The following is a 22,815-nucleotide window of genomic DNA, read 5'->3' as shown; positions in this document are numbered from 1 at the left end:
GCTGCAGCTCAGCTCAGCCGCTCGATGACCATTGCCATGCCCTGGCCGCCGCCCACGCACATGGTCTCCAGACCGAACTGCTTGTCGTGGAACTGCAGGCTGTTGATCAGCGTGCCGGTGATCCGGGCGCCGGTCATGCCGAAGGGGTGGCCGACGGCGATGGCGCCACCGTTGACGTTGACCTTCTCCAGCGGCAGGCCGAGGTCGCGGTAGGAGGGGATCACCTGGGCGGCGAACGCCTCGTTGATCTCGGCCAGGTCGATGTCGTCGACGGTGAGGCCGGCACGCTTCAGCGCCTGCTTGCTCGCCTCCACCGGTCCGTACCCCATGATCTCGGGGGAGAGGCCGGAGACACCGGTCGAGACGATCCGGGCCAGCGGGGTCAGGCCCAGCTCGCGCGCCTTGGTGTCCGACATGATCACGAGCGCCGCGGCGCCGTCGTTGAGCGGGCAGCAGTTGCCCGCGGTGACCCGGCCGTCGGGGCGGAAGACCGGTTTCAGGCCCTGCACGCCCTCCAGGGTGACGCCCGCGCGCGGGCCGTCGTCCTTCGAGACGACCGTGCCGTCCGGAGTGGTGACCGGGGTGATCTCGCGCTCCCAGAACCCGTTCTTGATGGCCTCCTCGGCGAGGTTCTGCGAGCGGACGCCGAACTCGTCCATGTCCTGACGGGTGACGCCCTTGAGCCGGGCCAGGTTCTCCGCGGTCTGCCCCATCGCGATGTAGGCGTCGGGGACCAGGCCGTCCTCGCGCGGGTCGTGCCAGTCGTCGCCGCCCTGCTCGGCACGGGCCGCCGTACGGGCCTCGGCCTCGGCGAAGAGCGGGTTGTGCGTGTCCGGCAGGCTGTCCGAGTTCCCCTTCACGAAGCGGGACACCATCTCGACACCGGCGGAGATGAAGACATCGCCCTCGCCGGCCTTGATGGCGTGCAGCGCCATGCGGCTGGTCTGCAGCGAGGACGAGCAGTAGCGGGTGACCGTACAGCCGGGAAGGTGGTCCATCCCCATCTGCACGGCGATGATGCGGCCCAGGTTGTTGCCCTGCTCGCCGCCGGGGAGGCCGCAGCCGAGCATCAGGTCATCGATGTCCTTCGGGTCCAGCTCGGGGACCTTGGCCAGCGCGGTCTGGATGATCGTGGCGGTCAGGTCGTCCGCCCGCAGGTCCTTCAGCGACCCCTTGAAGGCCCGGCCGATGGGGGAACGGGCAGCAGAGACGATCACGGCTTCGGGCATCACGCGGCTCCATGAGGGCTGGAAGGCTGTCTGGGCTGAGCAGGACCGAGCGGGAGGCTCGGCCGACTGAGCAGGACTCAGTGGGACTGTCTGGGAAGTTACCCGTACGTATCGCCGAGGTCACCCGGCAGGCTGTGTGATGCGGGCCTCTTTTCTAAGCGACCGCTCAGGCGGTCCGGGGCGCGGGGTCCGTGCCCGCGTCCCCGCCTGCGCGAGGGTCCCTGTCCAACGGCACGTCCGGGCGCTTCCCGTCCAGGTGCTGGATCTCCGGTGGCTGGACCTCCGGGTGCCGGCCGTCCAGGTGCTCTGTATCCGAGTGTCGTACAGCCGGCTCCGGGTGCGGCTCCGTGGCCGCGGGCAGACGCCGGCGCCTGCGGTGCTTGAGGAGAGCCCAGGGTGCCCGCGCCCCCGTGACCTCCGTACCGGCCTCCTGGGCAGCCTGGGACGCCGCCTTGGCCACCGGCAGCATGTCCTCACGCCGCGACCCGTCGAGACGGTCGGACTCCGGCCACAGGCCCAGCACGGCGCACAGGGTCGGCAGCAGTGCCATCGCCGCCGTCGCGTACCCCTCGGCCGACGGGTGGTAGTTGTCCGGGCCGAACAGCTCGCGCGGATTCGCCTCGAACTCCGGCCCCAGCAGGTCGCCCAGCGACACCGTTCGCCCGCCCTGCTCCACCGAGCCGATCGTCTGCGCCGCTGCCAGCTGACGGCTCGCCCGCCGGGCCAGCCAGCGCAGCGGCTGGTAGACCGGCTCGATCGTGCCCAGATCCGGGCAGGTTCCGACGACCACCTCCGCACCCGCCGTGCGCAGCCTGCGCACGGCGGTGGTCAGGTACCGCACCGACTGGGTGGCGGGCATCCGGTGCGTCACATCGTTCGCCCCGATCATGATCACGCAGACGTCCGGCGGACGGGACGTGTCGGCCAGCAGGAGCGAGACCTGCCGCTCCAGATCGTCCGACCGGGCTCCTGGCTGCGCGACGTTCCGCAGATCCACCGGCCGCTCCGACACCGCCGCGAGCCCCGAGGCGAGCAGCGCCCCGGGCGTCTGCCCGGCCCTGCGCACCCCCTGGCCGGCCGCCGTCGAGTCACCGAGCAGCCCGAGCCGCAGCGGCTCCGCAGGCCCGGTGAACGCCACCCCGTACCGGCCGTCCGCACTGGGCGGAACCGGCGCGATACCGCCTCCCACCTGCCGCTTCGCCAGCTGGACCTCCGCCAGCAACACGCCTGCCGCCGCCGCGCCGAGCAGTCCGATGCTGCCGCCGCCGTAGGCCGCGCCCGCTGCGATCCGCCGTGCCACCCTTGCTCTTGACACAGTCCGGTCCACCTCCTCGTTGCCGTACCGCCGTACTTACAGCTAACTGCCCCGTAACGACCGTCGCCCAATCGCTTCGCCCAATCTCATGCCCGTACGCATACCCTGGCCGCACCATCTCGGAGACCCCGGAGTAACACGGTGCAATTTCACGATTCGATGATCAGTCTCGTTGGCAATACCCCGCTGGTGAGGCTGCGCAGTGTCACGGCCGGCATCCAGGCGACGGTGCTGGCCAAGGTCGAGTACTTCAACCCCGGCGGTTCGGTGAAGGACCGGATCGCCCTGCGCATGATCGAGGCCGCGGAGGAGAGCGGCGAGCTGAAGCCCGGCGGCACGATCGTCGAGCCGACGAGCGGCAACACGGGCGTCGGCCTGGCAATCGTCGCCCAGCAGAAGGGCTACAAGTGCATCTTCGTCTGCCCGGACAAGGTGTCCACGGACAAGATCAATGTGCTGCGCGCCTACGGTGCGGAGGTCGTCGTCTGCCCGACGGCCGTTGACCCCGAGCACCCGGACTCGTACTACAACGTCTCGGACCGGCTGGTCCGGGAGACACCGGGTGCATGGAAGCCCGACCAGTACTCGAACCCGAACAACCCGCGCTCGCACTACGAGACCACCGGTCCCGAGCTGTGGGAGCAGACGGACGGCAGGATCACCCACTTCGTGGCGGGCGTGGGAACCGGTGGCACGATCACCGGCACCGGCCGCTATCTGAAGGAGGTCAGCGGCGGCTCGGTCAAGATCGTCGGCGCGGACCCGGAGGGCTCGGTCTACTCCGGCGGTTCCGGTCGTCCGTACCTGGTCGAGGGCGTCGGCGAGGACTTCTGGCCGACCGCGTACGACCGGACGGTCACGGACGAGATCGTCGCCGTGTCCGACAAGGACTCCTTCCAGATGACCCGGCGGCTCGCCAAGGAGGAGGGGCTGCTCGTGGGCGGCTCCTGCGGCATGGCGGTCGTGGCGGCCCTGGAGGTCGCGCAGCGCCTCGGACCGGACGACGTGGTCGTCGTGCTCCTCCCGGACAGCGGCCGCGGCTACCTGAGCAAGATCTTCAACGACGAGTGGATGGCCGACTACGGCTTCCTGGACGACACGGGTACGTCCGCCCGCGTCGGCGACGTGCTCGACTACAAGGACGGTCCGCTGCCGACGCTCGTCCACATGCACCCGGAGGAGACCGTCGGGGAGGCGATCGACGTCCTGCGCGAGTACGGCGTCTCGCAGATGCCGATCGTGAAGCCGGGCGCCGGCCACCCGGACGTGATGGCCGCCGAGGTCATCGGTTCGGTCGTGGAGCGGGAACTGCTGAACGCACTGTTCGCGCAGCGCGCCTCGCTCACCGACCCGTTGGAGAAGCACATGTCGCCGCCGCTGCCGCAGGTCGGCTCCGGCGAACCGGTCGAGGACCTGATGTCGGTGCTCGGTGGCGCGGGCGGCGCCGACGCGGCGATCGTGCTGGTGGAGGGCAAGCCGAAGGGCGTCGTGAGCAGGCAGGACCTGCTGGCGTTCCTGGCGAAGGACGCGGGCCCGAAGCAGGACGCGGGCCCGAAGCAGTAGGGAGCAGTTCGGGGCTTCGCGAAAACGGTACGAGCACGACACGTACGCGCAGCACCGGCTTAACACGGCTCCGGCACAGTGGTGGGTGTCGGCAGGGAAACCCGTCGGCACCCAAGACGGCGACGCGGACAACGGAGCGGCTCCCGGACCTCCACTGTCGCCAGGACGCGCGCACCCGGCCCTGACCCGGACCCGCGTCCCTCGCGGGGACCGCCGTCGTCCCGCCCCCTGGGAAACCGGGGGTGCGGCGGCCCCCGCGACATACCTCCATGCGCGTCCACCTGTTCGACGCGCTGGGCTCCCTGTCCGGCGACGACATCGCCGATCGTGTCAACGGGACCACCGGCCGCCCGCGTCACGTCGACCTGCGTCGGCTGATCGTGCATCCCACGCGCAGGCGTGGCCGCCGGCCGCTCACGGCCTCCCCCTGTCGCGGGGGAGACCGTCAGTCCTCCCAGTCGGACTTCGTGCGCTCCTCCGAGCGCCGGAACAACGGCTGGCTACGGGCGGCATGGGCGACATTCACCCCGACGATCCCCAGCCAGGCCACGACGAGCCCGTTGACCCCGGCGTTCGTGACCCCGATCGCGGACAGCGGGACGGCCAGGATCAAGGAGATGACCCCGAACCCGAACCGCTCACCGAAGTTCCCCACCGGCGGCTGCGGCGCCCGGGCCCCCCGGGCGACCACCATCTGCTGTTCGGCGAGATGCCGCCGCACCCGCCGGTCGAGCGTGACGTCGAGACGCTGGTCGACCTTCTCCAGGAACGAGTCGATGAGCGCGGACTCGTACTCCGGCCCCAGTTCGCTACGGGCCTGCAGGGTGGCATTGAGCTCACTCTTGAGCTCCGGGTCGCGGGCTTCCATGTATCTACCGTACGAAGCGGAGGGGTCCGAGGCAGTGGGGCTAACCCCCCTCTTCGAAGCGCGGAGCCGCTCAGCAGGTGTGGATGCGGGGCGGGTCGTATGCGGCGATCGCCGACGCGACGACGACGGCGGGCAACGGCACGACGAACGGCACGGCACCGCGTTCTCCCAGTTCACCTCTGGCTCGGAGCGAACCTCCAGATCACCACTGGGCGGCTCCTTCTGCTCTTACTTCTTGGTCAGGCCGTGCGCCGCGGCCCAGTCGTGCGCCACGTCCTCCGGGTCCTTCTTGTCCTTGTCCACCAGACGGTTCAGCTCCGTGAGGTCCTTTGTCGTGAGGGTGGCGCCCAGGCGGGCCAGTGCCCTGCGGACCGTGGAGTCCGCCGCGCGGTCCGCGATCAGGGGGACCACGTGCTGGCCGGGGATCAGGTTCTTGGGGTCGGTGAGGACCACCCAGCCCTCGGCGGTGATGTCCGTGTCGGTGGTGAACAGGTTGGCGACGTCCACATCGCCCTTCTTCAGGGCTCCCTTGACCAGCGGGCCGGAGGAGTCCAGCGACTTGAACTCCTTGAACTCGACTCCGTACACGTCCTTCAGGCCGACCGCCCCGACCGTTCGCTTCTTCACCTCGGGGGCCGCGCCGATGACCAGCTTGCCGTTCTGCTTCGCCAGGTCGGCAAGGGAGGTCAGGCCGTACTTCCTGGCAGTGCCCGATGTGACGACGAAGGCGTCCGAGTCCTCCGCCATGCCGTACGGGAGGATCTGGAGGCCCTTGGGGAGGGCGATGGCCAGGGCGTTCTGCATCTCGCCCTCCTCGGTGGCCTTCGCCTTCGGGTCGAGGTAGTGCAGGAGGGCGCCCTGGTACTCGGGGAGCAGATCGATGTCGCCGCCCTCGAGGGCGGGGATGAGGATCTCGCGGGTGCCCAGGTTGGCGCGGACCTTTGTCTTCACTCCGGCGGCCTGCAGGGCTTCGGCGTACAGGTAGCCGAGTACTTGGTTCTCGGTGAAGTTGGCCGTCCCGATGGTGACGCCGCCGGCGCTGGAGCCGCCGCCGGTGCCACCGCCGCCCTGGCCGTCCAGCGAGGTGATGCCACTGCTGCAGGCTGCGAGCGCGGGGACTGCGGCCGCGGCGAGGAGGCCGCCCAGCAGGGAGCGGCGGGTGGTGCTGCGGGGAGTGCGGGTCATGGGTGGTCTCCTCAGGCGGTGCGGTGACGGAAGAGGATGCGCTGCAGCCCGGACAGGGCCAGGTCCAGGACGATGGCCACGACCGCCACCAGGACCGCGCCGCCCAGGACCTGGACGAGGTCGCGCTGAGCCAGGCCGTCGAAGACGTACCGGCCGAGGCCGCCGAAGCTGACGTACGCGGCGACCGTGGCGGTGGCGACGACCTGGATCAGCGCCAGGCGCAGGCCGGTCATGATCAGGGGGAGGGCAAGGGGGAGTTCCACCTGCCACAGGATCTGGTGGCCGCGCATGCCCTGGCCGCGGGCGGCGTCCTTGACCTCCGGGTCGACGGCGGTCATGCCGGCATAGGTGTTGGTGACGATCGACGGGACGGCGAGCGCGACCAGTGCCACGTACACCGGGGTCATCGACAGCCCGCTGGCCAGGAAGACGAGCACCACCAGACCGACCGTGGGCAGCGCCCGGCCGAATGACGAGAGGTTGATGGCGAGGAAGGCGCCGCGCCCCGTGTGGCCGATGAGCAGACCGATCGGGAGGGCGATCACCGTCGCGATCAGGGTGGCGAGGAGCGAGTACTGGAGATGCTCGGTGAGCCGGTGGGCGATGCCGTCCGGGCCCTGCCACTGCTCGGCGTCGGTCAGCCAGGTGCCGAGGTCCGCGAAGAGTTCGTACATGTCAGGCCCTCTTCCGCTTCCAGGGGGTGAGCGCGTACTGCACGGCGACCAGCAGGGCGTCCGCGACCAGTGCGAGCAGCAGGGTCAGGGCGATGCCGACGATCACCGGGGTGGGGAAGTTGCGCTGGAACCCGTCGGTGAAGAGTTGGCCGAGACCGCCGTCGCCGATGTACGTGGCCACGCTGACCAGCGAGATCGACATGACCGTGGCGATCCGTACGCCCGCCATGATCACGGGGAGGGCGAGGGGGAGCTCGATGGTGAGCAGGATGCGCAGGGGGCGGGTCCCCATCGCCTTGGCGGCCTCACGGGTGCGCGTCGGGACGGAGTCGAGGCCCTCGACCGTGTTGCGGAGGAGGACGACCAGTGTGTAGACGGTCAGGCCGATCACCGTGGTGGTGCGGGTGAGGCCCGAGACCGGCAGCAGGAGCACGAAGACCGCGATGGACGGGATCGTGAAGAGGATGTTCGACAGCCCCAGGAGGAAGCCGCGCAGGGGGCGTACCCGGTGGGCGAGGACGGCCAGCGGGAGCGAGATCAGCAGGCCGAGGAGTACGGCGGTCAGGGCGGCCTGGAGGTGGGAGACGGTCAGGGTGGCGAGGTCGCTCGCGTGGTCGGATATCCACGACCAGTCGATGGTCATGCGCTGCCCTTTCCGGCCGGAACCGTCGCGGGCCGAGGGGGCTCGGCCGCTGCGGAGTGGGCGGCGCCCGCCCGGGCGTGCACGGCGTCGCATGCGGTGACGCCGGTCAGGACGCCGGCGTCGTCGATCCTGGCTATCAGTCCGGCCGGTGAGGCGACCGATTCGTTCAGCGCGGAGAGCAGCGAGTCCGTGTCGCGCAGCGGCCGTACGGGGACGAGCGCGGCGTCCCCCGCCCGGCCCGGCCCGTTGGCTGCCGGGTCGAGCCAGCCGAGGGGTTCGCCCTTGGCGGAGACGACCAGTTGCCAGTCGGTGCGCCCGGCGGGGGCGGTTTCGTCGGCCCGCACCGTTGCCGCCGGTTGCCGGGGGAGGTCCGCGAGCGTGCTCAACGAGAGCAGTTTCAGGCCGCGTTCGGCTCCCAGGAAGTCGGCGACGAAGTCGTCGGCCGGGCGGGCGAGGAGTTCGGCGGGCGGTGCGCACTGCACGAGATGGCCGCCGGTACGGAAGACGGCGATCCGGTCGCCGAGTCGTACCGCCTCGTCGATGTCATGGGTGACGAAGACGATGGTCTTGTTCAGCTCCTGCTGGAGTCGGAGCAGCTCGTCCTGGAGCTGGGTCCGCACGACGGGGTCGACCGCGCCGAACGGCTCGTCCATCAGCAGGACCGGCGGATCGGCGGCGAGCGCGCGGGCCACGCCGACGCGCTGCTGCTGGCCTCCGGAGAGCTGGTGCGGGTAGCGCTTGGCGGCGTCGGCCGGAAGCCCGACCGTCTCCAGCAGTTCGGCCGCGCGGGCTCGGGCGCGCTTGCGTCCGTGGCCCAGCAGCAGCGGGACCGTGGCGATGTTGTCGAGGATCGTGCGGTGCGGAAAGAGTCCCGCCTGCTGGATGACGTAACCGATGCCGCGCCGGAGTTCGGCGGCGTCCGCTTCGAGGATGTTCCGGCCGCCGAGCGTGATCGTGCCGGAGCTCGGATCGACCATCCGGTTGATCATCCGGAGAGTGGTGGTCTTGCCGCAGCCGGACGAACCGACCAGGACCGTGATGCCGCCCTCCGGCATGGTGAGGCTGAGCTCATGAACTGCCGTCGTGCCGTTCGGGAAGCGCTTGTTCACTGCGTCGAATTTGATCATCAGTCGTCCCTTGCCCCGGCTGCATATAGTCATGCAGAGTTCTCGTTGACTGAATAGGTTGTCAATGCCTCGGGATAAAACACTGGTGACAGAATCCCGAAAGGCAGGACCGAGTGTCCGGATGAGGAGTATTCGCGCATGATGTCGTCCCACATGATGGACTCCTCGCCTTTCGGTGGCTGGGCCGCGGACCATGCCGTCTCCATCGTCGAGCTCGACGGGGAGACCCTCCCCGTCGCCGATGTCGTCCGGATTGCCCGCGGCGCCGCCCGGCCCGTGCCCGGCGCCGAGGCGATGAAGCGGGTCGACCGGTCCTGGGCGGCCGCCCGGGAGCTCGCCGCGACCGGGCGGGTGTATGGGCGATCCACCGGGGTAGGCGCCAATCGCAACGAGGAGGTCCCGACCGAGGCCGCCGCCGACCACGGGCTGCGGTTGCTGCGCAGCCACGCCGGGGCCATCGGCGAGCCGCTGCCCGCCCGCGAGGTTCGCGCGATGCTTGCCGTGCGCGCCAATCAGCTGCTCGCGGGCGGCGCCGGGCTGCGGCCCACCGTCGTCACCGCGCTCTGTGAGGCGCTTGAGGCGGGGGCGCACCCGGTGATCAACGAGTTCGGTTCGGTCGGTACTGGGGACATCGCCGCCCTCGCCCAGGCCGGCCTCGCGCTCGCCGGGGAACACCCCTGGCAGGGGCCCGGCGCCGCCCCCGAACCCCAGCCGCTCGACAACAACGACGCCCTCGCCCTGATCAGCAGCAACGCCCTCACCCTCGGTCAGGCCGCCCTCGCGCTCGACGAGCTGCGCCGGCTCGTCACCGCCACCGAGGTGGTCGCCGCGCTCTCGCTGCTCGCGGTCGACGGTTCGTACGAGGCGTACGCCGAACCGGTCCACGCCGCCCGTCCGCACCCCGGCTCCTACCGGGTCGCGGCCCGGATGCGGCAGCTGCTCGGTGTCCCTGACCGTCCGGGGCCCCCGCTCGGCCGGATCCAGGACCCGTACGGCTTCCGCTGTCTGCCGCAGATCCACGGGCCTGCGCAGGACGCCGCCGACGCGCTCGAACAGGTCCTCGCCATCGAGATCAACGCCGCCGCCGAGAACCCGCTGATCCGCCCGGACGCCGGTCTCAACGACAGCCCCGCCGCCTACCACCACGGCGGTTTCTACATGGCCCAACTTGCCCTGGCACTGGACCACTTCAGGCTCGCTGTCGTGCAGGTCGCGCGGCTCTCGACCTCCCGGCTCTCGGCGCTCAACGAGCCGTCCTTCACCCGGCTGAGGCCCTTTCTCGCCGACGGTGAACCCGCTTCCTCGGGTGTGATGATCCTGGAGTACGCGGCCGGAGCCGCCCTCGGCGATCTGCGGGCGTTCGCCGCGCCCGCCTCGCTCGGCCACGCCGTGCTGTCCCGGGGCGTGGAGGAGCAGGCGAGTTTCGCCTCGCTGGCGGCCCGCCAGACGCTGCGCGTGTGCGGCGCCTACCGGCAGGTCGTCGCCTGTGAACTCGTCTCCGCCGTAAGGGCGTTGCGGCTGCGCGATCTGCGGCCCGAGCCCGGCCTGCCGGTCGGGCGGGCGTTCGAGCTGGCCGATTCGCTGCTCGAAGGGGAGTTCGCGGACCGGCCGCTCACCGATGATGTGAAGGCAGCGGCCGGGGAGCTGCTCGACCGCTGCACGGACCTGTGGAACACCGATCTCACCAGCACCAGCACCAGCACCAGCACTAGGGGGACAGCATGAACGGGAGCAGCCCGGCCGCGCGGTTGCAGCAGCTCTTCGAGGGGCACCGGCTCACGCCCACGCAGCGGCGGATCGCGCACTCGATGGTGCGCAGGGCCGGGGACGTCCCGTTCCTGTCGAGTGTGGAGCTGGCCGAGCTCGCCGGGGTCAGCCAGCCGTCCGTCACCCGGTTCGCCGTCGCGCTCGGGTTCGACGGGTATCCGGCGCTGCGCAGGTATCTGCGGGAGGTCGCGCCCGGCCCCGTCGAGGGAGGTGCGGGCACCGCCGCCGACACGTACAACGAGTACCAGCAGGCCGTCCGTGCCGAGATCGAGAACCTGCAGCACCTCGCCGAACTCCTCGCCGACCCTACTCCGGTCGAGCGGGCGGGGCGGCTGCTTGCCGCGTCGCGCCCGCTGCCGGTGCTCGGGCTGCGCGCCGCCTCCTCGCAGGCGCGGGGCTTCGGCTATTTCGCCGCCAAGGTCCATCCGGACGTGCGAGTGCTCGACGAGGGCGGCACCATGCTGCACGACCGGATCGACGCCGCGCGCCGGGCGGGGGCGAGCGCGCTCGTCTGCTTCGCGCTGCCGCGCCATCCCAAGGAGGTCGTGGACGCGCTCGCGTACGCGCAGGAGCAGGGACTGGCCGTGGTGTCGGTCGCCGATTCGGCGTTCGCCCCGGTGGCCAAACACAGCGACCTGCTGATTCCCGCGGCCGTCGGCACCGGACTCGCCTTCGACACGGCGTGCGCGCCGATGCTGCTGGGGCGTGTGCTGCTGGAGGCGATGTGCGACGACCTGCCGGATGCACAGGCGCGGCTGGAGGAGTTCGACGCGAGGGCGGCGGCGCGCGGGCTGTTCGTGGAATGAGGGCGTGACGCACGGGATGTGGCTGCCGGGCTGCCCGGCGGGGTGAGCGCCCGCGGGCTGTCGAGGGCACCCGGGGACCGGACGGTCGTGCCGGCGCCGACGCTGCGGCCGGCCGGGCGGGCGGTCGTCGGCCTCCGGACCGCGATCGCTTCCGGCACTGCCGGACCCGGAGATTCGCCTGCCAGGAACGGCGCCGCGCAGGCGAGTCCGCCTGCGCCGGGGGCCGGGGACGGCCTGGCGGGTGTCCGGTGCCGAGGGAAGCCCGGCCGTGGTCCGCTTCCTCGCCGATTCTCAGACACCGCTCAGATACGGCCGTTAACCTGCGCCCCGAGAATCAGCATCGATGGCTGTCGAGAGGGGTACGGACGTGGGGCGCGGAGCGCAGTCGCTGGCGAGGGTGGCGGTGATCGTACGGGCCGGAGCCGTACCGCTGTGGTGGTTGGGGCTGCTCGCCGCCGCCGTCAGCGCGCTCGTCCCGGGGCTCACCGGCCGTCGGATCGGACTGCTCGCCGGAGCCGCGCTCTTCCTGATCACCGCGGTTGTGGTGGCGCTCGCACGCGGGCGCAGGTACGCGGAGCTGGCGAGGGCCGCCACCCGTGCCGGGCGGACGGACTTCCTCCAGGACCGGGCGGTGACCGTACGCAACTGGCGGCGTGGGCACCGGTGGTGGCTGCTGGGCGGGTTCCTTGTGGCGATCGCCGGCGGATTCCTGCTGCCCGGCGCCGGTGGGCTGATGCTTGCGGGTGCGGGGGCCGGCCTCTGGGCCAAGTCCGTCCGGATCGGGCAGCGGGAGCGGAGGGACGACGTCCTGTACTGGGTGCGGACCGACTGGGTGGAGAGGGGGCGGCCCGCGGGCAAGCGGGTCGCGGCGTACCGGACGACCGGGCCGGTGGCGGGCGACGCCGCGCCCGGTGGGGCGCGGCGTCGCTGAGGGCGTCCCCCGGAGGTCAGACCTCCAGTTCGGCCTCGATCCGCTTCAGCTGGTGGCGGGCCATCGCCAGGTTGGCGCGGCCGCTGTCCAGCACCAGGTAGAGGAAGAGACCGTTGTTGCCGCGCGCCTTGAGCAGCCGGATCAGGTGGTACTGGGCGCCGAGGGTGATCAGGATGTCCTCGATCTCGTCTTTGATGCCGAGATGTTCCATGGTGCGGAGTTTGGCGCGTACGACATCCGTGTTGCCCGCGGCAGCGACCTCCAGGTTGAAGTCCTTGCCGCCGCCGAGGGTGCCCAGCGCCATGCCGCTGGTGTAGTCGACGAGTGCGACACCGACGGTGCCCTCGATGGACGTCATTGCTTCCTTGAGTGACGCTTCGGTGTTGGCCATGAGTGCTCGTTTCCTTTCCTTGCCGGCCGAGGTGACCGGCTCCGTTTTCTGGCGTTCCTGGTGTGGCGTGACTGGTGCTACGTGCGGTGCGGGAGGGGGCCGGGGGGTGGGGTCCGTGGGCGCGGGGCATGCGGCGTCGGCGCGGGTTGTGCGGTGCGTTTCAGTGCGGCGTCGACCAGTTCGCCGATCCGGGTGCCCGCCCGGCGGCCTTCCAGGTGGAGCCGGCCGACGTTGATCCGGTCCTCGGCCAGGAGTGTGAGGACGGCGGAGGAGCCCGCCGCGTACGTGGCGATGTAGCCGGTCTCGCCACGTACGAGCAGTTCGCGGAAGCCGCCCCGGCCGGTCGCCTCCGCCATCCGGAGCGCGACGCCGAGCGCGGCCGCGGTGAGCGCGGCCACGCCCTCCGCCTCGACTCCCGGGGTGTCCTGCGCCAGGACGAGGCCGTCGGTGCTGGCCGCCAGCGCGCCCGTGAGGAGCGGCACCCGGGCCCGTAGCCGCTGGAGTTCGTCCAGGACGTCCTGGACCTCGGCCTCGGGAACCATCAGCTGTCTCCTCCCGGCACGCTGTCTGAGCGCGCGTATCACAGGGCCTCCAATGCGTCTCTGAGCCGGCGCAGCAGGGCGACGTCGGGGTCGGCCGTGACCTCGGGAAGCGTGACCCGGCCGGGAGCGGAGGCGGACGGGGCCGCCGTCTGCCGGACCGCTTCGACCAGCCCGGCGGCCGTGAGCCGCCGAAGGTCGACGAGGATGTGGAACGCCGAGCGGCCCAGGTGCTGGGCGATGTCGGACGCCGTACGTGCTCCGTCCACCAGGTCGAGTACGCGGCGCCGGCGTGACGGGACCGGCGCGTCGACGGGACGGGGCGCCCGGGCGAGCGGGGCGGTATCGGTCACCGCGTCGGGCCAGATCCGGTCCAACAGCTCCCGGCGCCGGAGCGTCTCGCGCTGCACGGCATCGACGGGGACGGGGTGCACGGGACCGATCCAGTGCGAGACCCCGTAACGGAACCGGGCCGGGGTCCGGGTGGGGGAGAGGGCGAAGAAGGCGGCGTCGTACAGCGCACTCAAGTGGCAGAGCTCCAGGGCGCCGCCGGGTATCCGCCCGCTGTCCACCAGGTAGCGGCCGACCCGCTGCCCGGCGCCCGCCTGGGCGACCGCGTCCCACCAGCCGTCGCGGTGCAGGGCGCCGCTCGCGGTGAGGAGGATGTCGAGGCCTGGTGTCGAGGGGCTCTCGGCGTGCACGACCTGGCCGTCGGCGAGGTAGAGCGTGCCGCGGTCGCGCATCAGGGCGCCGGTGGCGCGCTCGGCGGCGAGACGTTGGAGCATGGGGGAGAGGGCGGGCGCTGCTCTCACGGGGAAGGTTCTCTCGGCTGAGGTTCTCGCGGGAGGTGTCCTCTCGGGAGGTCTCCTCTCGGGCGCGGTGGCTCTCATGCCAGGACCAGCCGCTCCGCCATCTCGCCCAGCCTCATCCGGGCCAGCGCCAGGTTGCCGTCGGAGCGGTCGAGCCACAGATGCAGGAAGACGCTGCTGTCGAAGGCCGTCTCGACGAATCGGATGATGTGGTAGCCGGCGCGGGTGGTGACGATGACGTCTTCCACCGGCGGCGATGCGCCCGTCGCGGTAACGTCGTTCCCGCCCGGGCCTGTTAAGGGTTCCGGGACGGAGAGGGCGAACACCGGCTGCTCCGCCGCCATGCGCGCCACTTCGGCCGTCTCGGCGGCGGTCGCCTCGTGATCGCCGTTGGGCGAGTCGCCGATGGTGCCTAGGGCGAGACCGCTCGTCCAGTCGACCACCGCGGCGCCGCGGGCACCGGGCAGCCTCATGACTTCGAGCAGGCACTCGTCGATTCCGGGCACGCGGACTCCCTCCCGACCTGACGTGCGGCTGTGACCCAGACGCTACGCAACGTGCCCGCCCCAGGTGGGAGTTCTGGCATTTTCCATTGGTACATGCGGAAGGCGACCGGAAACGGCCGGACCCGCTGCCGCCCCTGTCATGTTCTGTTCGCGTCATGTTCTGTCCGCGTTCGGCGTCGCATCCCGTCTTCGGGGCAGGTCTTTCGGGCGCGCCTGTTGACTATAAGTATTCAGAGAAGCAGGATGTGAATAGAAGCAACACAGTCGCGAGGAGGCATTGCCATGTCAGGATCCCGCCCCGTACGGGCACCGCGCGGTACCGAACTGAGCGCCCTGGGATGGCAGCAGGAAGCCGCCCTCCGCATGCTGCAGAACAATCTCGACCCCGAGGTCGCCGAGCACCCCGACAAGCTCGTCGTCTACGGCGGTACGGGCAAGGCGGCCCGCGACTGGCGTTCGTTCGACGCGATGGTGCGCACGCTGCAGACGCTCAAGCAGGACGAGACGATGCTCGTCCAGTCCGGGCGCCCGGTCGGTGTCATGCAGACCCACGAGTGGGCGCCGCGCGTCCTGATCGCCAACTCCAACCTGGTGGGCGACTGGGCGAACTGGGAGGAGTTCCGCCGCCTGGAGGCGCTCGGACTCACCATGTACGGCCAGATGACGGCCGGGTCGTGGATCTACATCGGTACGCAGGGCATCCTGCAGGGCACGTACGAGACGTTCGCCGCCGTCGCCGCCAAGAAGTTCAACGGGACGCTGGCCGGGACGATCACCCTGACCGCCGGGCTCGGCGGCATGGGCGGCGCCCAGCCGCTCGCCGTGACCATGAACGACGGCGTGGCGATCTGTATCGACTGCGACCCGCGCGCCATCGAGCGCCGCATCGAGCACCGCTACCTCGATGTGCGCGCCGACTCCCTGGAACACGCGCTCCAGCTCGCCACCGAAGCGCGCGACGCGCGCAAGCCGCTCTCCATCGGGCTGCTCGGCAACGCGGCGGAGCTGCTGCCCCGGATGCTTGCCGAGGGCGCCCCGATCGACATCGTCACCGACCAGACCAGCGCGCACGACCCGCTCGCGTACCTCCCGATCGGCGTCGACTTCGACGACATGGCCTCGTACGCCGCCGAGAAGCCCGCCGACTTCACGCAGCGGGCACGCGAGGCGATGGCCAAGCACGTCGAGGCGATGGTCGGCTTCATGGACGCCGGGGCCGAGGTCTTCGACTACGGCAACTCGATCCGCGGCGAGGCACAGCTCGCGGGCTACGACCGGGCATTCGACTTCCCCGGGTTCGTCCCCGCGTACATCCGGCCGCTGTTCTGCGAGGGCAAGGGCCCGTTCCGCTGGGCCGCGCTGTCCGGCGAGGCGTCGGACATCCACAAGACCGACAAGGCGATGCTCGAACTCTTCCCGGAGAACGAGTCGCTGCACCGGTGGATCAAGATGGCCGGCGAGCGGGTCCACTTCCAGGGGCTGCCCGCCCGGATCTGCTGGCTCGGCTACGGCGAGCGCGACCGCGCCGGTGAGCGGTTCAACGACATGGTGGCCTCCGGCGAACTGGCCGCACCGCTGGCGATCGGCCGCGACCACCTGGACTGCGGGTCGGTGGCGTCCCCGTACCGCGAGACCGAGGCGATGCTCGACGGGTCCGACGCGATCGCGGACTGGCCGCTGCTGAACGCCATGGTCAACGTGGCGTCCGGCGCCTCCTGGGTCTCCATCCACCACGGCGGCGGCGTCGGGATGGGGCGCTCCATCCACGCCGGTCAGGTGACCGTGGCCGACGGTACGAAGCTGGCGGGCGAGAAGATCCGCCGGGTGCTGACGAACGACCCGGGGATGGGGGTCATCCGGCACGTCGACGCGGGGTACGACATTGCGGAGTCCGTTGCCGCGGACAAGGGCGTGCGGATTCCCATGACGGAGGGGCAGTGAGCCTGCCGGGCGGAAGCGGTTCCGTGGGCGCCGAGGGTTTCCCGGCGCCCGCCCTCCCCCATGGTTCACAGGGACCGGGCGGGGCCGGGCAGGCGTCCTTCCAGGCCATGTGGAAGGAACTTGCCCCCATCGGACGCCACCCCGGGAGCGGTGGGTACCGGCGGTACGCCTGGACCGGTGCCGACGCCGACTGCCGGGTCTGGTTCCGGGAGCAGGCCGAAGCACGTGGGCTCGGGTACGAGGTCGACCGGAACGGTAATCAGTGGGCCTGGCTCGGAGATCCGCTCGGTGACGACGCCGTCGTCACCGGGTCGCACCTCGACTCCGTGCCCGACGGCGGTGCGTTCGACGGGCCGCTCGGCGTGGTCTCCTCCTTCGCGGCGCTCGACGAACTCCGCCGCAGAGGAGCCGAGTTCACCCGGCCGTTCGCCATCACCAACTTCGGTGACGAGGAAGGGGCCCGGTTCGGGCTCGCCTGTGTCGGGTCCCGGCTCGCCGCCGGGCAGCTGACCGTCGAGAAGGCGCACCAGCTCAGCGACGGCGACGGCATCACATTGCCGCAGGCCATGGAGGCGGCCGGGTACGACCCCGACGCCATCGGCCCGGACCCCGAACGGCTGGCCCGCATCGGCGCGTTCGTCGAGCTCCATGTCGAGCAGGGGCGCTCCCTCGACCTCACCGGCGACCCGGTCGGTATCGCCTCCGCGATCTGGCCTCACGGCCGCTGGCGGTTCGACTTCCGGGGCGAGGCCAACCACGCGGGGACCACCCGGCTCGTCGACCGGCGCGACCCGATGCTCACGTACGCCGAGACCGTGCTGGCCGCCCGCCGCGAGGCGGAGCTCACCGGCGCTCTCGCCACCTTCGGGAAGATCGCCGTCGAGCCGAACGGCGTCAACGCCATCCCCTCCCTCGTCCGTGGCTGGCTCGATTCGCGCGCCGCCGACCAGGACACCCTCGACGCCGTCGTCACCGGCATCGAGCGGGCCGCCCGGGAGCACGCCGAGCGTGCGGGCATCGATCTCGATGTCGTACGGGAGTCCTTCACGCCCGTCGTGGAGTTCCAGCACGCCCTGCGTGACGAACTCGGCAAGATCCTTACCTGCCGGGGCGGCGGCGACGCGGGCCGCGCCGTGCCCGTCCTCGGCACCGGCGCCGGACATGACGCGGGTATTTTGTCCGCTTCGGTCCCTACCGCCATGCTGTTCGTACGGAACCCCACCGGGATCTCGCACTCGCCGGCCGAGTACGCCGCCGAGAACGACTGCACCGCCGGGGTGATCGCACTCGCCGATGTACTGGAAGGTCTCGCGTGCAGCTGACAACAACACCGACGGGCGCGCGCCGCACCGCCACGTTCTGGATGTCCCACGCCTGGCTCGGCACCCATGTCGAGCCGGGCGTCGCCCTGGACGTCGCCGACGGGCGGATCGCCGGGGTCCGCACCGGCGTCGACGCCCCGCCGCCGGGCGCCACCGTGCTGCGCGGGCTCACGGTGCCCGGTCTCGCCAACACCCACTCGCACGCCTTCCACCGCGCCCTGCGCTCCACCGTCCAGGTCGGCTCCGGCACCTTCTGGACCTGGCGCGAGCTCATGTACCAGGTCGCGTCCCGGCTCACCCCCGATACGTACTACGACCTGGCCCGTGCCGTGTACGCCGAGATGGCGCTGGCAGGCATCACCGCGGTGGGTGAGTTCCACTATCTGCACCACGCGCCCGGCGGAGCCCCGTACACCAACCCCAACGCCATGGGCGAAGCCCTGATCGCCGCCGCCGACGCGGCCGGGATCCGGATCACCCTGCTGGACACGGCCTATCTCGCCGCCGGATTCGGGCAGCGGGCCGGCCAGTACCGGGAACCCGACCGGCACCAGCTGCGCTTCTCCGACACCACCGCGGACGCCTGGGCCGAACGCGCCTCCCTGCTCAAGGGCAGCGACCACGCCCTGATCGGCGCGGCCGTCCACTCCGTACGCGCGGTGCCCGCCGGGCAGCTCGCGACCGTGGCGAAATGGGCCGAGGAGCGACAGGCGCCCCTCCATGTCCACCTCTCCGAACAGACCGCGGAGAACGACGCCTGCCAGGCCGCCCACGGCTGTTCCCCCACCCGGCTCCTCGCCGACCACGGGGTCCTCGGCCCGCGCACCACCGGCATCCACAACACCCACCTCAGCAGTGAGGACATCGCACTGCTCGGCGTCTCGGCCACCGGCACCTGCATGTGCCCCACGACCGAACGCGACCTCGCCGACGGCATCGGACCCGCCGTCGCCCTGCAGCGCGCCGGCTCGCCGCTCTCCCTCGGGAGCGACAGCCATGCCGTGATCGACCTCTTCGAAGAGGCCCGCGCTATGGAGCTCAACGAGCGTCTGCGCACCCATACCCGCGGCCACTGGACGGCGGCCGCACTGCTGCGCGCCGCCACCGTCGACGGGCACGCCGCCCTCGGCCGGTCCGACGCGGGCACCCTGGAACCGGGCGCGCTCGCCGACTTCACCACCGTCACTCTGGACTCCGTCAGAACAGCGGGACCGGTGCCCCGACTGGCCGCCGAAGCAGTCGTATTCGCCGCCTCCGCGGCCGATGTGCGTCATACGGTCGTGGCAGGTCGGCACATCGTCCGCGACGGGCAGCACACGCTCGTCGAGGACGTCCCCGCAGCACTCGCCTCGGCCATCGCCGTCCTGCACGGCTGACCCGGACCCTCGCAAGGAGAGCAGTCCCCCGATGACGACGACCGCCATCACCAACATCGCCAGTCTGGTCACCAACGACCCCTCCCTCGGTGACGGTTCCCCCCTGGGCCTGATCCTGGACGCGGCCGTCGTCATCGAGGGCGACCGGGTCGTCTGGACCGGTGAATCAAGCAAAGCACCCGCCACTGACAACGCCGTCGACGCGGGCGGCCGCGCGGTGATCCCGGGATTCGTCGACTCCCACTCCCACCTCCTCTTCGCGGGCGACCGCACCGAGGAGTTCAACGCCCGGATGTCCGGCCGCCCCTACACGGCGGGCGGTATCCGCACCACGGTCGCCGCCACCCGCGCCGCCACCGACGACGAGCTGGACGCCAACGTCGTCCGCTATCTCGCCGAGGCGCTCCGCCAGGGCACCACCACGTTCGAGACCAAGTCCGGCTACGGGCTCACCGTCGAGGACGAGGCCCGCGCCCTGCGCATCGCCGCCCGCCACACCGACGAGGTCACCTACCTCGGCGCCCACGTCGTCCCCCCGGACTACGCCGACGATCCCGCCGGGTACGTCGACCTGGTCACCGGGCCGATGCTCGACGCCTCTGCCCCGTACGCCCGTTGGGTCGACGTTTTCTGCGAGAAGGGCGCGTTCGACGGCGACCAGGCCCGCGCGATCCTGACCGCGGGCATGGCCAAGGGCCTGCACCCCCGGGTCCACGCCAACCAGCTCACCCACGGCCCCGGCGTTCAGCTCGCCGTCGAGCTGGACGCCGCCTCCGCCGACCACTGCACGCACCTCACCGACGCGGACGTCGACGCCCTCGCCCAGGGCAACACCGTCGCCACACTCCTCCCCGGCGCCGAGTTCTCCACCCGCGCGAACTGGCCCGACGCCCGCCGCCTCCTCGACGCGGGCGCCACCGTCGCGCTGTCCACGGACTGCAACCCGGGTTCGTCGTTCACCTCGTCCATGCCCTTCTGTATCGCCCTGGCCGTACGCGACATGGGTATGACTCCGGACGAGGCCCTCTGGTCCGCCACCGCGGGCGGCGCGGCGGCGCTGCGCCGTACGGACATCGGCCGCATCTCCCCGGGCGCCCGCGCCGATCTGGTGCTCCTGGACGCGCCCAGCCATGTCCACCTCGCCTACCGGCCGGGCGTCCCCCTGGTCCAGGCGGTCCGGCAGCGCGGCGAGCGCGCCCTCTGAGCGACACTTCCCCGCCCGCGTCCCGCACCGAGAACCCGTCAACAATGCGGAAGGACCTGCCCTTTGCCGGGGCAGGTCCTTCCGCAAGTGGTCCCGCGAGGGCGCGGGTGACTCCGGGATCATTCCTCCACTGTCAGGCCCTTCCTGAGCTTGACCAGCGTCCGGGAGAGCAGCCGCGAGACATGCATCTGGGAGATGCCGAGTTCGTCGCCGATCTCCGACTGCGTCATATTGGCGACGAAGCGGAGCGAGAGGATCTTCCGGTCGCGACCGGGCAGCGAGGCGATCAGCGGCTTCAGGGACTCGACGTACTCGATGCCTTCGAGCCCGTGGTCCTCGTAGCCGATCCGGTCCGCCAGCGCGCTCTCGGTCTCGTCCTCCTCGGCCTTGGCGTCGAGCGAGCTCGCGGTGTACGCGTTGCTCGCGGCCATGCCTTCGACGACCTCGTCGTCGGTGAGTCCGAGGCGGTCGGCGAGTTCGCCCACGGTGGGCGCCCGGTCGAGCTGCTGGGCGAGTTCGTCGCCCGCCTTGGCCAGGTCGAGCCGCAGCTCCTGCAGTCGGCGCGGGACGCGCACGGACCAACTGGTGTCGCGGAAGAATCGCTTGATCTCGCCGATGACGGTCGGCATCGCGAAGGTCGGGAACTCGACGCCCCGACTCAGCTCGAACCGGTCGATGGCCTTGATCAGGCCGATGGTGCCGACCTGGATGATGTCCTCCATCGGTTCGCTGCGGGAGCGGAACCGTGAGGCGGCGAACTTGACCAGGGCCAGGTTCAGTTCGACGAGTGTGTTGCGTACGTACGCGTACTCGTGGGTGCCCTCTTCGAGGGATTCGAGCCGCGCGAAGAGTGTCTTCGACAGCGCTCTGGCGTCCGTTGCGCCCACTTCGTCGTACGGCGGGATCTCGGGAAGTCCTTCGAGACCGTCGCTGCCCTTGGCACTGCTGGTGCTGCTGGTGCTGCGGCGCGGAGCGGGTACGGCGACCGCGGCAAGGGAGTCTGATTCGGTCAGTCCCTGAGGACATGCTGACGTCGCGACGTGGGTATGCGGTCCGTCGAGCCGGGGTGACATGGTCTCCTCCATCATTCTCGGCATATGGCTGCCGGTGCCCATGCGTGTTCCTGCGGTGAAGCGGCGCCTCCAAAGCCGGTCGTGTTTCGGGTGTCCCTCTACCCTTACCCGGTCCTGACGTGCGGATACAACCGCCAATTGAGGCTATATGTCCGGTTTGTTGAGGTCTTCGGCTACCGTGTGCCGTACGGAACGCGTAGTGTTTTACGAACGTCAGCGACAGCTACACACGCAACCGCACGCGCCGTCGCAGAGGGTGACGCGCACGTTGACGCAGGCAGTGACGAACGGCGAAGAGGGACGGGCATGGACCGCCAGACGGTCGGCAGTGCGAACCGGGGTCGACTTCAGGTCGAGGTCCGGACCGAGGGGCGCAGTGAGGTAGTGACGCCGGTGGGTGAGCTGGATCACCACACCGCCGATCTGCTTCGCGAACCCCTGGAGAGCGCGGTCGAACAAGGACGGGCCCGCCTGGTGGTCGACTGTTCGCGACTCGAATTCTGTGATTCCACCGGGCTCAATGTGCTGCTCGGTGCCCGCCTCAAGGCGGAGGCGGCCGGGGGAGGGGTCCATTTGGCCGGAATGCTGCCGATGGTGGCGAGGGTCTTCGAGATCACCGGGGCCGAGGCGGTCTTCACCGTCCATGACTCCCTCGAATCGGCGCTGGACACCTGATCGTGGCCCGGAGCGCCGCCTCACCCGTCCCGGGTGTTGCGTGCCTCACGCATTCCGCATGGGTGAAGTGGGTGTTGTCACGATACGGCCGGGCAGGAGACATCCCGGCGAACCTCCTGTGACCCGGGTGGCCCGCACACTCCGGGTGGCCCGCACACTCTGTATGCGGCCGGTATCCGTATCGGCAGCTGCGCCCGTATCTGTATCTGTAACTGTTCAATGGCGACATGGTGAATCGGTGAGGTGAAGCGCTGATGAGCACCACCCGGCAGCAACCGCCGGGCGACCTCGGCCGGGAGCCGGAGGGCGATGGCGACGGCGCCGACGCAGCCTCCTCCGGGCCCGTCGACCGGCGGTGGCGCACGCTGCCCCTGCGGGAGGTCAGCGGCATCGTGCCGACAGCCCGCGATTTCGCCCGTCAGGCACTCCACGACTGGGACTGGCTCCCCGCGTCGAGCGCCGACCGGCGCGCAGCCGCCGAGGACGTCCTGCTGGTTGTCTCCGAACTGGTCACGAACGCCTGCCTGCACGCGGAGGGACCCGAGGAGCTTCGCATCGCCTGCACCTCGAAGGTGCTGCGGGTGGAGGTCGTCGACGGCGGTGCGGGACAGCCCGCGCCGCGCACCCCGCACCGGGCGGGCCGGCCCGGCGGACACGGCATGTTCATCGTGCAGCGGCTCTGTCTGGACTGGGGTGTCCAGCGGGTGCCGGGCGAGCCCGGCAAGACCGTATGGGCGGAGCTGGCCGCTCCCGCTTAGACCGACCGGCACATGGGGGGCGGCGTCGCGGGGCTGGGCACGCACATCTGCCGCGTTGTCGTCAATCACCATGGCTCCGCCATGTCTCAATCCTCCGCCTTGCAGCTGCACGC

At 70.9% G+C, this 22,815-nt stretch carries 22 protein-coding genes; 10 read left to right on the top strand and 12 right to left on the bottom strand.

What is annotated here, in order from left to right:
• Window positions 1-8 precede the first annotated feature (8 nt).
• On the bottom strand, window positions 9-1,229 hold the full coding sequence (locus AB0915_RS20270) for an acetyl-CoA C-acetyltransferase (RefSeq protein WP_366692400.1): 1,221 nt from the start codon (window positions 1,227-1,229) through the stop codon (window positions 9-11).
• Between the two features lie 166 nt (window positions 1,230-1,395).
• The gene (locus tag AB0915_RS20265) at window positions 1,396-2,529 is read right to left on the bottom strand and encodes an SGNH/GDSL hydrolase family protein (RefSeq protein WP_366692399.1); all 1,134 of its coding nucleotides are present in this window, start codon (window positions 2,527-2,529) and stop codon (window positions 1,396-1,398) included.
• Between the two features lie 156 nt (window positions 2,530-2,685).
• Between AB0915_RS20265 and AB0915_RS20260 the strand changes: the two genes are divergently transcribed.
• Window positions 2,686-4,107 carry a cystathionine beta-synthase gene (locus AB0915_RS20260; protein WP_366692398.1) on the top strand — a complete coding sequence of 474 codons (1,422 nt, stop codon included), beginning with the start codon at window positions 2,686-2,688 and terminating at the stop codon, window positions 4,105-4,107.
• A 445-nt stretch (window positions 4,108-4,552) separates the two neighbouring features.
• On the opposite strand, the gene AB0915_RS20255 is transcribed toward AB0915_RS20260, so the two are convergent.
• From AB0915_RS20255 to AB0915_RS20235, 5 genes are all read right to left on the bottom strand, one after another.
• Entirely contained in the window at window positions 4,553-4,975 is a 423-nt protein-coding gene (locus AB0915_RS20255; protein ID WP_366692397.1) for a hypothetical protein, read from the bottom strand.
• A 228-nt stretch (window positions 4,976-5,203) separates the two neighbouring features.
• Complete coding sequence (locus AB0915_RS20250) at window positions 5,204-6,160, bottom strand: ABC transporter substrate-binding protein (protein ID WP_366692396.1); 957 nt, start codon at window positions 6,158-6,160, stop codon at window positions 5,204-5,206.
• A gap of 11 nt (window positions 6,161-6,171) precedes the next feature.
• Complete coding sequence (locus AB0915_RS20245; RefSeq protein WP_366692395.1) at window positions 6,172-6,834, bottom strand: ABC transporter permease; 663 nt, start codon at window positions 6,832-6,834, stop codon at window positions 6,172-6,174.
• 1 nt (window position 6,835) lies between these two features.
• Window positions 6,836-7,477 carry an ABC transporter permease gene (locus tag AB0915_RS20240; protein WP_366692394.1) on the bottom strand — a complete coding sequence of 214 codons (642 nt, stop codon included), beginning with the start codon at window positions 7,475-7,477 and terminating at the stop codon, window positions 6,836-6,838.
• Complete coding sequence (locus tag AB0915_RS20235) at window positions 7,474-8,604, bottom strand: ABC transporter ATP-binding protein (protein WP_366692424.1); 1,131 nt, start codon at window positions 8,602-8,604, stop codon at window positions 7,474-7,476. The genes AB0915_RS20240 and AB0915_RS20235 overlap by 4 nt, the downstream gene beginning before the upstream one ends.
• Window positions 8,605-8,760: 156 nt before the next feature.
• On the opposite strand from AB0915_RS20235, the gene AB0915_RS20230 reads away from it, so the two are divergent.
• The 3 genes from AB0915_RS20230 to AB0915_RS20220 all read left to right on the top strand — a co-directional run bounded on the left by AB0915_RS20230 (window position 8,761) and on the right by AB0915_RS20220 (window position 12,108).
• Window positions 8,761-10,329 (top strand): aromatic amino acid ammonia-lyase, encoded by a 1,569-nt coding sequence (locus AB0915_RS20230; RefSeq protein ID WP_366692423.1) that lies wholly within the window; start codon window positions 8,761-8,763, stop codon window positions 10,327-10,329.
• Window positions 10,326-11,177, top strand: coding sequence for a MurR/RpiR family transcriptional regulator (locus AB0915_RS20225; protein WP_366692393.1), 852 nt, complete (start codon window positions 10,326-10,328; stop codon window positions 11,175-11,177). The genes AB0915_RS20230 and AB0915_RS20225 overlap by 4 nt, the downstream gene beginning before the upstream one ends.
• A gap of 343 nt (window positions 11,178-11,520) precedes the next feature.
• Window positions 11,521-12,108 (top strand): hypothetical protein, encoded by a 588-nt coding sequence (locus tag AB0915_RS20220; RefSeq protein ID WP_366692392.1) that lies wholly within the window; start codon window positions 11,521-11,523, stop codon window positions 12,106-12,108.
• Window positions 12,109-12,124: 16 nt separating this feature from the next.
• On the opposite strand, the gene AB0915_RS20215 is transcribed toward AB0915_RS20220, so the two are convergent.
• From AB0915_RS20215 to AB0915_RS20200, 4 genes are all read right to left on the bottom strand, one after another.
• A complete protein-coding gene (locus AB0915_RS20215) occupies window positions 12,125-12,499 on the bottom strand; it encodes a hypothetical protein (RefSeq protein WP_366692391.1) in 375 nt (124 codons plus the stop codon).
• Between the two features lie 77 nt (window positions 12,500-12,576).
• Window positions 12,577-13,041 carry a roadblock/LC7 domain-containing protein gene (locus tag AB0915_RS20210; RefSeq protein WP_366692390.1) on the bottom strand — a complete coding sequence of 155 codons (465 nt, stop codon included), beginning with the start codon at window positions 13,039-13,041 and terminating at the stop codon, window positions 12,577-12,579.
• A gap of 38 nt (window positions 13,042-13,079) precedes the next feature.
• Window positions 13,080-13,823, bottom strand: coding sequence for a transcriptional regulator (locus AB0915_RS20205; RefSeq protein ID WP_366692389.1), 744 nt, complete (start codon window positions 13,821-13,823; stop codon window positions 13,080-13,082).
• Between the two features lie 101 nt (window positions 13,824-13,924).
• Entirely contained in the window at window positions 13,925-14,353 is a 429-nt protein-coding gene (locus tag AB0915_RS20200) for a hypothetical protein (RefSeq protein ID WP_366692388.1), read from the bottom strand.
• Window positions 14,354-14,635: 282 nt separating this feature from the next.
• Here AB0915_RS20200 and hutU point away from each other — a divergent pair, with 282 nt between their 5' ends.
• The 4 genes from hutU to hutI all read left to right on the top strand — a co-directional run bounded on the left by hutU (window position 14,636) and on the right by hutI (window position 20,196).
• Window positions 14,636-16,294 carry a urocanate hydratase gene (gene hutU / locus AB0915_RS20195; protein WP_366692387.1) on the top strand — a complete coding sequence of 553 codons (1,659 nt, stop codon included), beginning with the start codon at window positions 14,636-14,638 and terminating at the stop codon, window positions 16,292-16,294.
• A 107-nt stretch (window positions 16,295-16,401) separates the two neighbouring features.
• Window positions 16,402-17,616, top strand: a complete 1,215-nt coding sequence (locus AB0915_RS20190) for an allantoate amidohydrolase (RefSeq protein ID WP_366692422.1) — start codon at window positions 16,402-16,404, stop codon at window positions 17,614-17,616.
• Window positions 17,607-18,992, top strand: coding sequence for a formimidoylglutamate deiminase (locus AB0915_RS20185; protein WP_366692386.1), 1,386 nt, complete (start codon window positions 17,607-17,609; stop codon window positions 18,990-18,992). Before AB0915_RS20190 ends, AB0915_RS20185 begins: the two co-directional genes overlap by 10 nt.
• 31 nt (window positions 18,993-19,023) lie before the next feature.
• Window positions 19,024-20,196 carry an imidazolonepropionase gene (gene hutI, locus AB0915_RS20180; protein WP_366692385.1) on the top strand — a complete coding sequence of 391 codons (1,173 nt, stop codon included), beginning with the start codon at window positions 19,024-19,026 and terminating at the stop codon, window positions 20,194-20,196.
• A 119-nt stretch (window positions 20,197-20,315) separates the two neighbouring features.
• Here the strand turns inward: hutI and AB0915_RS20175 are convergent, their stop codons facing one another.
• Entirely contained in the window at window positions 20,316-21,269 is a 954-nt protein-coding gene (locus tag AB0915_RS20175; protein WP_366692421.1) for an RNA polymerase sigma factor SigF, read from the bottom strand.
• Window positions 21,270-21,575: 306 nt separating this feature from the next.
• Here AB0915_RS20175 and AB0915_RS20170 point away from each other — a divergent pair, with 306 nt between their 5' ends.
• Window positions 21,576-21,944 carry an STAS domain-containing protein gene (locus AB0915_RS20170; protein ID WP_366692384.1) on the top strand — a complete coding sequence of 123 codons (369 nt, stop codon included), beginning with the start codon at window positions 21,576-21,578 and terminating at the stop codon, window positions 21,942-21,944.
• Window positions 21,945-22,198: 254 nt separating this feature from the next.
• A complete protein-coding gene (locus AB0915_RS20165; RefSeq protein ID WP_366692383.1) occupies window positions 22,199-22,702 on the top strand; it encodes an ATP-binding protein in 504 nt (167 codons plus the stop codon).
• Window positions 22,703-22,815 lie beyond the last annotated feature (113 nt).

It is taken from the genome of Streptomyces sp. NPDC048411, from assembly GCF_040704695.1.
Taxonomy (GTDB): domain Bacteria; phylum Actinomycetota; class Actinomycetes; order Streptomycetales; family Streptomycetaceae; genus Streptomyces.
Note: the sequence above shows the minus strand (reverse complement) of the source record. Positions and strands in the feature narration are given on the sequence as shown.

What these genes read in the sequence shown, in the direction of transcription:
- AB0915_RS20255 (WP_366692397.1), bottom strand. Translation starts at nt 4,975, where the DNA reads ATGGAAGCCCGCGACCCGGAGCTCAAGAGTGAGCTCAATGCCACCCTG.
- AB0915_RS20215 (WP_366692391.1), bottom strand. Translation starts at nt 12,499, where the DNA reads ATGGCCAACACCGAAGCGTCACTCAAGGAAGCAATGACGTCCATCGAG.
- AB0915_RS20235 (WP_366692424.1), bottom strand. Translation starts at nt 8,604, where the DNA reads ATGATCAAATTCGACGCAGTGAACAAGCGCTTCCCGAACGGCACGACG.
- AB0915_RS20175 (WP_366692421.1), bottom strand. Translation starts at nt 21,269, where the DNA reads ATGTCACCCCGGCTCGACGGACCGCATACCCACGTCGCGACGTCAGCA.
- AB0915_RS20250 (WP_366692396.1), bottom strand. Translation starts at nt 6,160, where the DNA reads ATGACCCGCACTCCCCGCAGCACCACCCGCCGCTCCCTGCTGGGCGGC.
- hutI (WP_366692385.1), top strand. Translation starts at nt 19,024, where the DNA reads ATGACGACGACCGCCATCACCAACATCGCCAGTCTGGTCACCAACGAC.
- AB0915_RS20220 (WP_366692392.1), top strand. Translation starts at nt 11,521, where the DNA reads ATGGCTGTCGAGAGGGGTACGGACGTGGGGCGCGGAGCGCAGTCGCTG.
- AB0915_RS20165 (WP_366692383.1), top strand. Translation starts at nt 22,199, where the DNA reads ATGAGCACCACCCGGCAGCAACCGCCGGGCGACCTCGGCCGGGAGCCG.
- AB0915_RS20170 (WP_366692384.1), top strand. Translation starts at nt 21,576, where the DNA reads ATGGACCGCCAGACGGTCGGCAGTGCGAACCGGGGTCGACTTCAGGTC.
- AB0915_RS20210 (WP_366692390.1), bottom strand. Translation starts at nt 13,041, where the DNA reads ATGGTTCCCGAGGCCGAGGTCCAGGACGTCCTGGACGAACTCCAGCGG.
- AB0915_RS20205 (WP_366692389.1), bottom strand. Translation starts at nt 13,823, where the DNA reads ATGCTCCAACGTCTCGCCGCCGAGCGCGCCACCGGCGCCCTGATGCGC.
- AB0915_RS20230 (WP_366692423.1), top strand. Translation starts at nt 8,761, where the DNA reads ATGGACTCCTCGCCTTTCGGTGGCTGGGCCGCGGACCATGCCGTCTCC.
- AB0915_RS20240 (WP_366692394.1), bottom strand. Translation starts at nt 7,477, where the DNA reads ATGACCATCGACTGGTCGTGGATATCCGACCACGCGAGCGACCTCGCC.
- hutU (WP_366692387.1), top strand. Translation starts at nt 14,636, where the DNA reads ATGTCAGGATCCCGCCCCGTACGGGCACCGCGCGGTACCGAACTGAGC.
- AB0915_RS20225 (WP_366692393.1), top strand. Translation starts at nt 10,326, where the DNA reads ATGAACGGGAGCAGCCCGGCCGCGCGGTTGCAGCAGCTCTTCGAGGGG.
- AB0915_RS20190 (WP_366692422.1), top strand. Translation starts at nt 16,402, where the DNA reads ATGTGGAAGGAACTTGCCCCCATCGGACGCCACCCCGGGAGCGGTGGG.
- AB0915_RS20270 (WP_366692400.1), bottom strand. Translation starts at nt 1,229, where the DNA reads ATGCCCGAAGCCGTGATCGTCTCTGCTGCCCGTTCCCCCATCGGCCGG.
- AB0915_RS20245 (WP_366692395.1), bottom strand. Translation starts at nt 6,834, where the DNA reads ATGTACGAACTCTTCGCGGACCTCGGCACCTGGCTGACCGACGCCGAG.